This window comes from Proteus terrae, assembly GCF_003144325.1.
In the GTDB taxonomy this organism is placed as follows: Bacteria; Pseudomonadota; Gammaproteobacteria; order Enterobacterales; family Enterobacteriaceae; genus Proteus; species Proteus terrae.
The window spans coordinates 68,206-81,065 of sequence record NZ_PENS01000004.1; the positions used below are offsets into that span (position 1 = coordinate 68,206).

At 37.9% G+C, this 12,860-nt stretch carries 10 protein-coding genes and 1 tRNA gene; 2 read left to right on the top strand and 9 right to left on the bottom strand.

The genetic code is table 11. The annotated features are described in order from the left end of the window. Window positions 1-135: 135 nt before the first annotated feature. The 8 genes from DK857_RS03745 to DK857_RS03780 form a co-directional block, all read right to left on the bottom strand. The gene (locus tag DK857_RS03745; RefSeq protein ID WP_109395024.1) at window positions 136-1,629 is read right to left on the bottom strand and encodes an insulinase family protein; all 1,494 of its coding nucleotides are present in this window, start codon (window positions 1,627-1,629) and stop codon (window positions 136-138) included. Between the two features lie 174 nt (window positions 1,630-1,803). Further along, window positions 1,804-2,514 carry a HAMP domain-containing protein gene (locus DK857_RS03750; RefSeq protein ID WP_075673350.1) on the bottom strand — a complete coding sequence of 237 codons (711 nt, stop codon included), beginning with the start codon at window positions 2,512-2,514 and terminating at the stop codon, window positions 1,804-1,806. A 528-nt stretch (window positions 2,515-3,042) separates the two neighbouring features. Continuing rightward, window positions 3,043-4,044, bottom strand: coding sequence for a dipeptide ABC transporter ATP-binding subunit DppF (dppF, locus tag DK857_RS03755; RefSeq protein WP_109401581.1), 1,002 nt, complete (start codon window positions 4,042-4,044; stop codon window positions 3,043-3,045). Next, on the bottom strand, window positions 4,037-5,020 hold the full coding sequence (gene dppD, locus DK857_RS03760) for a dipeptide ABC transporter ATP-binding protein (RefSeq protein WP_109401582.1): 984 nt from the start codon (window positions 5,018-5,020) through the stop codon (window positions 4,037-4,039). The genes dppF and dppD overlap by 8 nt, the downstream gene beginning before the upstream one ends. A 12-nt stretch (window positions 5,021-5,032) precedes the next feature. After that, window positions 5,033-5,935, bottom strand: a complete 903-nt coding sequence (dppC, locus tag DK857_RS03765; RefSeq protein ID WP_109401583.1) for a dipeptide ABC transporter permease DppC — start codon at window positions 5,933-5,935, stop codon at window positions 5,033-5,035. A gap of 11 nt (window positions 5,936-5,946) precedes the next feature. Next, window positions 5,947-6,966, bottom strand: coding sequence for a dipeptide ABC transporter permease DppB (gene dppB / locus DK857_RS03770; protein WP_100159699.1), 1,020 nt, complete (start codon window positions 6,964-6,966; stop codon window positions 5,947-5,949). 165 nt (window positions 6,967-7,131) lie between these two features. After that, window positions 7,132-8,739, bottom strand: a complete 1,608-nt coding sequence (gene dppA, locus DK857_RS03775) for a dipeptide ABC transporter periplasmic-binding protein DppA (protein ID WP_109395027.1) — start codon at window positions 8,737-8,739, stop codon at window positions 7,132-7,134. 861 nt (window positions 8,740-9,600) lie between these two features. Continuing rightward, window positions 9,601-9,677, bottom strand: a tRNA-Pro gene (locus DK857_RS03780). Between the two features lie 298 nt (window positions 9,678-9,975). On the opposite strand from DK857_RS03780, the gene DK857_RS03785 reads away from it, so the two are divergent. Further along, a complete protein-coding gene (locus tag DK857_RS03785) occupies window positions 9,976-10,281 on the top strand; it encodes a DUF5339 family protein (RefSeq protein ID WP_109395028.1) in 306 nt (101 codons plus the stop codon). Window positions 10,282-10,343: 62 nt separating this feature from the next. Here DK857_RS03785 and DK857_RS03790 read toward each other — a convergent pair whose 3' ends face one another. Next, window positions 10,344-10,679 carry a YceK/YidQ family lipoprotein gene (locus DK857_RS03790; RefSeq protein ID WP_109395029.1) on the bottom strand — a complete coding sequence of 112 codons (336 nt, stop codon included), beginning with the start codon at window positions 10,677-10,679 and terminating at the stop codon, window positions 10,344-10,346. A gap of 390 nt (window positions 10,680-11,069) precedes the next feature. Here DK857_RS03790 and DK857_RS03795 point away from each other — a divergent pair, with 390 nt between their 5' ends. After that, window positions 11,070-12,728, top strand: coding sequence for a putative transporter (locus tag DK857_RS03795; protein ID WP_109395030.1), 1,659 nt, complete (start codon window positions 11,070-11,072; stop codon window positions 12,726-12,728). Window positions 12,729-12,860: the final 132 nt, after the last annotated feature.

The window sequence follows — 12,860 nt, forward strand, 5'->3', positions numbered from 1 at the left end:
ACAAATAAAAAGCCAAAAATGTATCAATAACACTTTTGGCTTTTTATTTGTTTTATGGCTGATATATTTTCAATATCAGCCTATCTTTGCTCTATTACGATTCCTTCGTTGGTGTTATTTCCATCGCTGTAGTTGTTACCGCAGAGGGGTTTCAACTGCTTTACTGGGTGTAGTCGTTACGACAGGAGCGGGTGTATTTGCCGTTTCTGGATGAACTTGCTTTTCAAATTGAATACGCAATTCACCTAGATTTACGGTTGGCGTTTCACCACTTTGTGTTAGTACAAAAGCAATATCTTCAGATAAAACTCTTGAAAGTTCCTGATTTAACGTCTCTTTTGTTAAGCCCGCTAAAAATGCTTGGCGTAAGCGCTGATATTGTTCAGGTGGAATATCAATAATATTGCTTTGTTGCGATAACAGACGCTGATTAATTAAAATAGCAGTACTGGTTTTTGCATAACGCGCAAATAATTGAGTTAATTGAAGTTGTTTCTCTTGTTGTAACTCTTGGTACAACTCATCGCTGATACCTTGGTTACGCAAGCGACCCAATTCTTCTCCTACCCATGATGCTAATGCAGGAATGTGTGCTGTAGCAGTATCAAGATTTAAAGAACAACTTGCACGCTGATATTGTACTCGGCAATCAATGTTAATTTGAGTGCTATCATTTTCTTTACGTTGTTCAAGACTACGACCTAAATGTACAAAAATCACTTCACGAGCTAAATCACTTAACCAATATTTATTTAACGTATCAGAGTCTTTTACTGGCGACCAATCTAAATCCCAAATTAAAGCAATTTGGTCTTTTGCTCGCATAGGCTCTTGCACATATAAGGTTTCAGGTTTCATATCAGCAAGAACAGGGACTGGAACTGGTGTTACACGCTTTCCTGATAGAGATGAAAAAGCCTGATTAATACTTTCAGTCAATACTCGATTATCAACATTACCTGCAACATAAAGCGTCATCATATCTGGGGTGTACCAACGCTGTTGGTAATCCGACAACTCTTTAGTATTTACTGATTGATTAACGGGTTTGCCCGGATTGTGGCCTTTTAAATTAGAACCTTCAAGACGTGAGCGCCAGATAGGATCTTCAATATTAAGAGGAAATGTTGCAATCGGAAGTGGTGATTGAACTGCATTACGAACCGCATTTTCTGTGTATTGTGCAGGTTTAGCAATACCTGCTAATAATGCAAAAGCATCCTTTAACAACTCAGGCTGATTGTTCGGTAAACTGAGATTATAAACAGTAAAATCATATGAAACGATCATTGGAGGCAACGGATAGTCAGGATCTAGTGCATTTTTCCATAGATTATCGCGTTTCTCTGGCGTTAAACCTGTATTTTCCAAAACGTTGAGTTTGGACACTAAGGATGAAAAACCCGTTTCACTGCTTTTTTCTGATAAAGACCCCGTATTGACTAATAAACGGATCTGTATTCTATCATTTGGGCGTTGCGGTGTTTGTAATATTTGCCACTGAAAGCCATTTGCTAGTCGCCCTTCTTGCCAAGCCGGATCAGGCTGTAAAGCCTCTGCTTGAACTTGGCAAACAACAGCGCCGAATATAACGCTTCCCAATAAAATTCGTGTCATTACACCCTGCATGTGAACCTCTGTTGTATTAATCCTTGGTATTAAACCACTTATGAGGTTTAACAATAAGTGCCAAAAGACATGTTAGATGTTGGATGTCTATTTTTTGTATTATCATTCTTTATCACCACAAAAACATGAAATGAAATCACTATAGTGATTAGACTCATTATGGCGTAAGAAGGTTCAGACCTTCGGCAATTTTTGATCAGATTTTTGATGATTATATCCTTTAACCAGCAAACCAATCTCATCATCACAATGTGATTTTGGACAAGATAACGCTGAAACTTGGCTATCTTTATTGAGGGTAACGGCGATTTGGCGTAAAGGTTTTACAACAATACGATTAATACACCAACTAATAGCAACCGTCAGAATAAGTCCCATCAACAGATATGTTGTTAGCATCAATGCGACAGTATTACTGGCAAAACGATAAAAACGGTTTGTGTCAGCCTGTAAAATGAGATGACCACTATAGGACTTATCATCTGTTGAAGTAATACCTAATGGCTGTAAAGGAACAACAGCTTCAACGGGAATACCAAAAAGCCAACTTGAAAATTCAGAGACTTCTTTTTTGGGTGCAAAATCTAAATTCATTACTTGCACATTCTCGGGTTGCATGACAATCGCTTTACCCAAAATCCCCGTCGCTTTTAGTGCAACTATCTGTTGTTTAGCATCGTTCAAATCTGACCGTAATAATGCATCAGCGAGTGGTTGCTGGATACTTACACCGGCATTAAAAAGCTGATTTTGATAATCTTCACGGCGTTGATCTATCAAATAAACAAGTTGAATACTGATAAAAATAGCAATAGTCACCAACGTAACGCCCGCAACAGCGGCCATCTGTTTTATTGTTAATGAATGTTTAAGATGAGGTTTCATCATTGCTATTTCCAATATACATGTCTGATCAGAGTGATTATACTGTATTTTTGTAGTTATGTATCACTATCAATAAAGAAAATAACGTTATAAAAAGCGACTATCCATTAAAATGAAAGTAGATAAATATATAATTATTGTTATTTGAGTATAGTTATAAGATAAAAATAGTAAAATAAAAATAAAATCTTACTCTCTCTTTATTATTTACAACAAATCTACTTTATATTAATAAAAAGATACAATTCACTAAAAAACACTAGAATACATAAAATTAAACACTATTAAACCCTTAACTCCAAGTTAAAACACAATGCTAAGCATAGTATATTTATTAATGGAAAATACTATTTCCCATTAATATCATTGAAGTTTATATTTAAAAAAACCCACAAAAATATAATATTTTATATCTATAAAATCATTATTAGATTATTTAGTTAAGATTAATTAAATATTATTAATGAAAAAATAAGGACAATATAAATCAATATATTGTCCTTATTTAATGAGATGAGTTTATTTTATTTAAACTATTGCGTTATCTTGCTCCACTGCAAAACAAGCAATAAGCTGACCGTTATACTCTTTTAATGTTGGCTGTAATTGACTACACGGTCCAAATGCACGGCGACAACGAGCTGCGAAAGCACAACCCGGTGGCGGATTTAATGGGCTTGGTAATTCTCCTGTTAATTTAATACGCTCTCGTCTTAATTCAGGTGTCAATCTTGGTGTTGCTGATAATAATGCCTGCGTATAAGGATGTTGTGGATTTTCAAAAATTTGCGCTTTTGTTCCTTTTTCCACACAACGCCCTAAGTACATTACAATAACTTCATCTGCAATATGCTCAACAACCGAAAGATCATGAGAAATAAACACATAAGAGAGCCCCATATCTTGTTGCAGATCCATCATTAAATTCAGTACTTGGGCACGAACTGATACATCCAGTGCAGAAACAGGTTCATCTGCTACCACAATATCTGGATCAAGCATCAAACCACGCGCAATAGCAATACGCTGACGTTGACCACCAGAAAACATATGTGGGTATCGGCTATAGTGTTCTGTTTTTAATCCAACTTTAGCCATCATTGATAATACTTTTTCTTTACGCTCAGAGGCATTCAGTGTTGTATTAATTAATAAAGGCTCTTCTAAAATTTGCCCCACTTTTTTACGCGGATTCAATGATCCATAAGGATTTTGAAACACAATTTGGATCTTCTGGCGACGCAACTTCTCAGCCGATTTATCTTTAATTAACAGATTTTGACCACGATAAGAAAGCTCACCGGAAGTAGGGATCTCAATCATTGTTAATAATCGGCCTAATGTGGATTTGCCACATCCCGATTCACCAACAACAGCTAAAGTTTTACCGCGCTCTAATTCAAAAGAGATACCATCAAGGGCTTTAACTGTTCTCTCTTTTGAAAAAAGCCCACCCTTTACGCTGTAATACTTCGCTAAATTAACCGCTTTTAACAAGGGAGTTGATACATTTGGATTAACTTCAGCCATGGGTAGGTCTCCCTGCATTATCTAACGGTGTATGACATTTCACACGGTGCATTCCTAATTCTTTTAACTCTGGCTCAATCTTATAACATTCATCATGAGCATATGGGCAACGCGGATTGAGTAAGCAACCTGTTGGTCTATCATAACGTCCCGGTACAACGCCCGGTAGTGATGCTAACCGCGCTTTATTACTCGCAAACTCAGGAAGTGCCCTTAATAATGCTTGAGTGTAAGGATGGCGAGGCGCTTTAAAAATTTCTGATGCTTTTCCTGACTCTACTACTTGTCCTGCGTACATCACAATAATAGTGTCCGCAGCTTCAGCTACTAATGCGAGATCATGAGTGATCAACACTAGTGCCATATTTTCTTGTTTTTGTAAGTCGAGCAAAAGCTCTATGATTTGTGCCTGAATAGTGACATCCAGCGCTGTGGTTGGTTCATCAGCAATCAATAATTTAGGGCGACAAGCGATCGCCATTGCGATCATAACACGCTGACTCATTCCCCCTGAAAGCTGGTGTGGATAAACATCTAAGCGAGAAGCTGGATCAGGAATTCCCACCAGCGTTAAAAGGTCGATAGCACGTTGTTTGCGTGTTTTACGACTTCCACCCTGATGGACTTTTAACGCTTCCATAATTTGATAGCCAACCGTAAAGCAAGGATTCAAGCTTGTCATTGGATCTTGGAAAATCATCGCAACATCGGCACCGACTAAATTGCGTCGCTCTGATTCAGAGATTTTCATAAGATCTCTACCATCAAAAAAGAGCTCTTGTGCGCTCACTCGCCCCGGAAAATCAATAAGCCCCATAATCGCCAACGAGCTAACGGATTTACCCGAACCAGACTCCCCTACAATGCCGACTACTTGCCCTTCTTCAACCTGATAGCTAATTCGGTCTACCGCTTTAAACGGAGTATCTTCATCACCAAAGTGAACAGATAGTTGATTAATATTTAGTAATGCCATGTTCTTACTCCGTTACTGCTTTAATTTCGGATCAAGCGCATCTCGTAAACCATCACCCATTAAATTAAAGGCTAATACGGTAAACAAAATCGCCAGACCAGGAAACGTCACAACCCACCATGCACTTTGTGTAAACTGCAACACATCAGATAACATGGTTCCCCATTCAGGGGTTGGTGGTTGTGCGCCCATACCTAAAAAGCCCAATGCCGCCATATCTAAGATTGCATTAGAAAAACCTAAAGAGGCTTGAACAATTAAAGGTGCAAGGCAGTTAGGTAATATATTGATAAACATCTGACGCATTGAACCCGCGCCTGCAACACGAGAGGCAATCACATAATCACGGTTAACTTCAATTAAAACAGCGGCACGAGTCAGTCGAACATAATGCGGTAAGGCAACAAAAGTTAATGCGATAGAAGCATTAACAATAGAGGGACCAAAAATAGCGACCAACACTAGCGCCAATAATAAACTAGGTAATGCCAGCATGATATCAACAACACGCATAATGCCGATATCCACAAGGCCACCAAAATAACCCGCTGCTAACCCTAGAATAATTCCTAAGATAAGTGACAGAACGACAACAATACAGCCCACCAATAATGAAAGGCGAGCACCAAACATTAAGCGCGAAAGAATATCGCGACCAACATCATCTGTACCTAGAATAAATTGCCAGCTTCCACCTTCTTGCCAAACAGGAGGTACCAATAAGAAATCACGGAATTGCTCATTAGGGGCATGAGGTGCAAGAAAACCTGCAAATGATGCAATAAGCAACATAATTACAATATAGATTAACCCAACAACGGCACCTTTATTTTGTTTAAAATAATGCCAGAATTCTTGGAAGGGCGTCATGGGAGCCGGTGCACTGATGACCGGTGTTACTTTATTTTCAGTCATTTATGCATTCCTTATTTTTTATGGCGAATACGAGGATTCACAATGCCATAAAGAACATCAACCAACAGATTGACGAAGATAATCATCGTTGCAATTAAAAGTACACCACCTTGAACAACGGGGTAGTCACGCCGCTGTAGAGCATCAATCAACCAGCGTCCTAATCCCGGCCATGAGAAAATGGTTTCTGTTAAGATTGCACCTGCCAGCATTGTCCCGACTTGTAGACCAATAACGGTGACAACAGGCAACATCGCATTACGTAATGCGTGAATAAGAATGACGCGAGCACGGCTTAAGCCTTTTGCTCTTGCAGTACGAATATAATCTTCGCCTAATACTTCAAGCATCGAAGAGCGTGTCATACGGACGATAACTGCTAAAGGAATGGTTCCTAATACAATGGCAGGTAAAATGATGTGATGAACGGCATCTAAGAAATCCCCTTCCTCACCCCAAATAAAGGTATCAATCAGCATAAATCCAGTAAGTGGATTACTGTCATCTAAAAAGACACTATCCGCGAGGCGTCCAGAGACAGGTGTTAGGTCTAATTTCACAGACACTAACATGATTAACATGATCCCCCACCAGAAGATTGGCATGGAGTAACCTGCCAATGACACACTAATCGCAGTATGATCAAAGATAGATCCACGTTTTACCGCTGCCAAAACACCAACGGGGATCCCAACTGAAACCGCAAAAATCATGGCACACACGCCAAGTTCTAAAGTGGCTTTAAAGCGAGGTAAAAATTCATCCCATACAGGAATGCGACTTTTTAATGAGATACCCAAATCACCATGGAGAATGCCATTTAGGTAATTGATATATTGTTGCCATAAAGGCTTATCCAGCCCCAACTCTGCCATTAAATAAGCATGACGCTCTGGAGAAAGTCCACGTTCACCCGCCATAATCATTACCGGATCACCGGGAATAAGATGGACGAAAATAAACGTCAATAATGTAATTCCGATAAACGTAGGGATCACAAGTCCCAAACGTTGAAGGATAAATTGCAGCATATCCTAATTCTCTTTTCAAACATCAGCTAAAAGATAGCGCTGATAAATCAGGGGAAAGCCCCCTGCGCCCACAGTGTACTGAATGTATTCGTTATTATTGAATAGCGGTGCCTTTCACAAAGAAAGACACCGTATTTAAGGCAATCCAACGATTAGGTATTGCTATTATTTAAGAGAGACATTCTCGAAGTGATGTTTGCCTAACGGATCAACCACGTAGTTTTCTACTTTTTTACTCACTGGTTCATAAACGGTCGAGTGAGCAATAATCAGTGCAGGTGCTTGATCATGCATAACAACTTGAGCTTGTTTGTAAAGTTCAACACGCTTGTCGTGATCGGCGGCGACTCGAGCAGGTTGGATCAGATCTTCAAATGGCTTATAGCACCATTTTGAATAGTTCGATCCTTGCTCTTTTGCCGCACAACTAAATAGCGTAGCGAAGAAGTTATCTGGATCCCCATTATCCCCCGTCCAACCCATCATCACGGCTTGGTGTTCACCGGATTTAGCACGTTTGAGATATTCGCCCCACTCGTAACTTACAATCTTGGTTTTAACGCCAATTTTTTCCCAATCCGCTTGTACCATTTCAGCCATACGGCGGGCATTCGGATTGTAAGGGCGCTGTACTGGCATTGCCCATAAATCGATAGTAAAGCCATCTGCAAGACCCGCTTCTTTTAGCAGTGCTTTGGCTTTTTCCGGGTTATATTCGTAATCAACGATATCGTCGTTATAACCCCACATTGTAGGAGGGATGAGGTTTTTCGCTTTCTGACCTGCGCCTTGATAAACAGCTTCAATAATAGCGTCTTTATTCACCGCCATACTTAATGCTTGGCGAACCTTTTGGTTATCCAGTGGTTTTTTCTCAACATTAAAAGAGATATAACCAACATTTAAGCCTGGTTGCTCTAATAGGTTGATATCGCTATTTTGTTTCATCTTCGCAATATCAGCAGGATTTGGGAAAGGCATTGCCTGACACTCACCTTTTTGCAGTTTTGCATATCGTACAGAGGCATCAGGTGTAATGGAGAAGACTAAACGGTCAATATCTGGTTTTTTATCCCAATATTGGTCATTAGCTTTATAAAGAATACGAGAATCTTTTTGATATTGTTGTAATTGGAAAGGCCCTGTACCAATAGGATCTAAGTCCACTTTTTCAGGCGTACCTGCTTTCATCATATTATCTGCATATTCAGCAGATAATATAGAAGCAAAGTCCATTGCCATATCAGCAATAAAAGGGGCTTCTGAACGAGTTAAAACAAAACGAACGGTATGATCATCAACCTTCTCGATTTTCTCGATCATGTTGTTCATATCCATTCCTGAGAAGTATTCATAACTTCCGCCAGACACTTTATGGTAAGGATGTTTTGGATCCATTTGACGCATAAACGTATACATCACGTCATCCGCATTAAATTCACGTGTTGGCTTAAAGGTTTTACTACTATGCCAATTTACGCCTTTACGCAAATGGAAGGTATACACTTTGCCATCATCGCTCACATCCCAGCTTTCAGCTAAGCCTGGAATGATTTCTGTTGTACCCAGTTTAAATTCAACTAAACGGTCATAGATAGGTACTGAACTTGCGTCATAGGTTGTTCCAGAGGTAAATAACTGAGGGTTAAATCCTTCAGGTGAGCCTTCAGAGCAATACACCAATGTTTTTGCCTGCACACCAGCAGAAACAGCTAATGCGAGCAATCCAATTGTTGCGGTCAAAATTCCTGTCTGTTTTTTGGAGCTTTTCATCATTACTCTCCGAAATTGTTCTGTTGTGTTTTGGTTTCCTGTTTAAAAACGGAATACCTTTTTATTTTGTCATTGTTCAATTAACCAACTGTACTCCCTTACGTCAATAAGGTGTTGGAAGGTAAAAAGAACAAGTTATAAACACAAATGAAACGAATATCGAACAAACTCAGAATAAAAAAATAAGTCTGCGACTAATATCTAGTCAATAAAACCACACATTAAGAAATCCTTAAGTGAAATGACTATTTTAAAAAAAGCCATAATTTGTGATTAACCGCTTAAATATTGAACGAATATTTTGAAATGAAACAAAGAACTTGGTGCTTTATTCTGTTATGGAAGAAAAACAATCACCTTGCTAGAGGATCCTGATTTTAGTTTTAATCAAGCAAATAGAGTGAAAAGTATCAATTTTTAGCTCTTAGCAAATCACTTAACTAGATAAGACCATGAAATTCAGTCTGTTATTAATGATTTTAATTCTTTCATAGTGAAAAATTTATATTATTTAAGCATTATCAGAAGTTCTATCGTCCATAAAAGTGACGTTGGAAGAAAATTTACAGACTTTTTTAGATTGTTTATTAAAAAATTTCTAAAATAATTTAATGCCTAAACGACTTTATAGGCCAGCTAAGCCCTCTGCATTTTCAGCTAATATTTATCTTGATTTGGAAAATATTTCCACGGTTCTCTGTTTCTGAGTTGTATGGAAGTTTGGAATGTAGGGAGAGAGATGAGATAAAAAGAAGATGAGCGAGAGAAAACACCTTTTATGGTGAAATCAAAAATAAGAGTGAGGTATTTTTGGTAAGGCTAAAACGACAAAACCCCGCTTTAAAAACGGGGTTCTTAATATGGTCGGCGAGAGAGGATTCGAACCTCCGACCCACTGGTCCCAAACCAGTTGCGCTACCAGGCTGCGCTACTCGCCGAAAACGAGGTGCATCTTACTGCCAGAAACCCACTCCGTCAATACTTTTTTAGTATCTCCTGACTATTCGTATGGTTTTCAACCAAAACGGTTGATTTTTAACTTTTTTATCATAAAAAGAGATGAATTTTAGCGTTATTGTAACACGCTTACCTGTCTATCTTCGTTTTACTATGGCTTTCTTTACGTTATCCATAAAACATGAAAAAAAATCACAAATTTATTCTCAATTATTATCGTCTAATTAGTATACTTTTTATATAATTCCCTTATGTCAAATAAGGTAGGTAGTTTAGAGAATGAAACAATGTTGGTGGGGTGTCGCATTACTTTTATTGTCAACCACACTTCCAGCTCAAGCATCTACAGCTCATGCTTGCCGAGTGTACTTTAAAGAAGCGGATAGATTTATTCAGTACATTTCTCAAAGAGAAGATCTAAAACATAATATGCCGGAGATTAAAGCTAACTTCGAGCAAAGCAAAAAACAGATAATGACAGCGCCTCTGGCAGAACAAAAAGTAATATGTGATAAGGAAATGCAGGAGCTTAATAGTTTGAACAAAATGTTTGGACCTAAAGAAGAAACGGTACTAAATAAATAATCAAGTAAACAGATAATGACTAAATATAATTACTTATTCATTATTTAGTCATTAATTTGATATTAATTCTTATTTTCATGATTATTATTCGTAGTTGTACTTTCCAATCTTTTTATGCGTTCTTTAGGGGAATTATCACTTTTATCATCACCCTGAGTATAATAATCGTAAGGTAATAATAAAGTATCTAATACAGCACTAAAAGGGAGATCGAGAATAACCAATGGTTTCATTGCCCATCCAGTTTCATCATCTTTTAGCATTGTCATGTTATTTTTTGTCCCTGAATAAAGTTCTTTATTCGGGCCTGCATGGGTCATAACACTTGAGCAGCCTGTCAGTAATGTCGTCAAAAATGTGACTAATGTTAAATTTTTACTTGTCGTTCTAAATATCATAGGGCACCTATAAAACGAGATCCGTAGTCAACGCTTTTTATCATATAGTTAAACCTGTTTTCTCTTACAGGACAAGAGAAAGATGATATAAAAAAGCTTAATTTTTTAGTTATTAAATAAATAAGTCTAGCGTGAGAATGTTTCACTTTATCTAATTAAAAAAAACATAATAATATTATTAATTATTATGTTTCGATGATATTAAAATTCAACCTTCATTATTTTAAATAAACACTTTAACTCTATATTTATCTTTCTTGTTTTTTTGATCTCTATATATGTTGAATCTGTGCGATAAGACACAGCGACTTTCATGATTCTTTGCCAAAATAGGTTTATCGTTTTAGCTCAAATTTTCTCATTTTTATTTTTGGGTACAGGATCTTTTTTATGAGTGATATTGCATTAACAATGGTGATGTTGTCATTAGCAGGCGCTCTAGGTCTTTGGATTGGCAATATCAAAATCTATCGAGTCAGCCTAGGAATAGGTGGCGTTCTTTTTGGTGGAATTATTATTGGTCATTTTGCTCAACACTATAATTTTTCACTTAATGCACAAACTCTTCATTTTATTCAAGAATTTGGACTTATTCTTTTCGTTTATACCATTGGTATCCAAGTCGGCCCAGGTTTTTTCTCCTCATTGCGTGTTTCAGGCTTAAAACTAAACGCCTTCGCCATCTTAATTATTCTTCTGGGCTCAGTCATAACCGCTTCTATTTATCGCCTATTTGACGTTCCTTTACCTATTATTTTGGGTATTTTTTCTGGTGCTGTCACCAACACCCCTTCTTTAGGTGCTGGGCAACAAATACTAACAGATCTGCATGTTGATCCGGCTTCGGTGGGGCAAATGGGGATGGGCTATGCCATGGCCTATCCTATGGGTATCTGTGGCATTCTGCTAGTAATGTGGCTTATTCGTGTGTTCTTTAAAATCAACATTGATGAAGAAGCAAAAGCCTTTAGTAACCAACAACACAGTACTAAAGATGCCCTACATACCATTAATATTGCGATTAAAAACCCCAATTTAGATGGCTTATTAATGCAAGATATTCCTCTGCTCAATGAAGATGCCATCGTCTGCTCCCGCTTAAAGCGTGGAGATAACATTATGGTACCTATGCCTTCAACGATTATTCAGTTGGGAGATTTACTGCATATTGTAGGTTCAAAAGAAGATCTCAATAAAGTACGTCTAGTACTTGGTGAGGAGGTCGATGCTTCACTTTCAACATCAACAAATTTACTTCAATCAGTACGAGTCGTCGTAACGAATGATTCCGTGCTCAGTAAACGTTTAAAAGATCTGGATCTTAAAAGAAAATACGATGTTGTAGTGACTCGCTTGAACCGCGCGGGTATCGAACTTATTCCGAGCAATAATAGTATGTTGCAATTCGGGGATATTCTTAATGTTGTTGGACGCCCTGAGTCTATTGAAGCCATTACAGTCCTGTTAGGTAACGCCCGTCAGAAATTAGAACAAGTTCAGATGCTTCCTGTCTTTATTGGTATCGGCTTAGGGGTTTTACTTGGCTCTATTCCTATTTTTATTCCCGGTATTCCTGTGGCTCTTAAATTAGGTTTGGCTGGTGGTCCTCTTGTTGTTGCCTTAATTTTAGGACGTATTGGTACATTTGGTAAGCTCTATTGGTTTATGCCTCCAAGTGCAAACTTGGCATTGCGAGAGTTAGGAATTGTCATGTTTCTTGCTGTGGTAGGATTAAACTCTGGCGGTGAATTTGTCGAAACCTTAATTTATGGTCAAGGCTTGAGTTGGATTGGTTATGGTATTTTGATTACATTATTACCGTTATTGATTGTCGGTGTGATTGCCAGAGTCTTCTTTAAGCTTAATTATTTAAGCCTCTGCGGAATGTTGGCAGGTTCAATGACCGATCCCCCTGCATTAGCCTTCGCAAACTCAATTCATAGCTCAAGTGGAGCTGCTGCGCTTTCCTATGCCACAGTTTACCCTTTAGCAATGTTTTTACGCATCATAACACCACAATTAATGGCGCTTATTATATGGACTTTGTAGTAAAAATAATAAATATATTAAATAGTTGAACCAAATTTGTTATCAAAATCCACATTTGGCTTAGCAGAGGGATAATTAAGGCAATGAATGGCTCTTATTTAAGCCATAGATTTTATAAATGTCTGTTTTAAT

Bases quoted from the DNA above. Each gene is read 5' to 3' on its own strand.
- DK857_RS03785 (WP_109395028.1), top strand. From the start codon at position 9,976: ATGAAACAATGTTGGTGGGGTGTCGCATTACTTTTATTGTCAACCACA.
- DK857_RS03750 (WP_075673350.1), bottom strand. From the start codon at position 2,514: ATGAAACCTCATCTTAAACATTCATTAACAATAAAACAGATGGCCGCT.
- dppD (WP_109401582.1), bottom strand. From the start codon at position 5,020: ATGGCATTACTAAATATTAATCAACTATCTGTTCACTTTGGTGATGAA.
- DK857_RS03795 (WP_109395030.1), top strand. From the start codon at position 11,070: ATGAGTGATATTGCATTAACAATGGTGATGTTGTCATTAGCAGGCGCT.
- dppC (WP_109401583.1), bottom strand. From the start codon at position 5,935: ATGACTGAAAATAAAGTAACACCGGTCATCAGTGCACCGGCTCCCATG.
- dppF (WP_109401581.1), bottom strand. From the start codon at position 4,044: ATGGCTGAAGTTAATCCAAATGTATCAACTCCCTTGTTAAAAGCGGTT.
- DK857_RS03790 (WP_109395029.1), bottom strand. From the start codon at position 10,679: ATGATATTTAGAACGACAAGTAAAAATTTAACATTAGTCACATTTTTG.
- dppA (WP_109395027.1), bottom strand. From the start codon at position 8,739: ATGAAAAGCTCCAAAAAACAGACAGGAATTTTGACCGCAACAATTGGA.
- dppB (WP_100159699.1), bottom strand. From the start codon at position 6,966: ATGCTGCAATTTATCCTTCAACGTTTGGGACTTGTGATCCCTACGTTT.
- DK857_RS03745 (WP_109395024.1), bottom strand. From the start codon at position 1,629: ATGCAGGGTGTAATGACACGAATTTTATTGGGAAGCGTTATATTCGGC.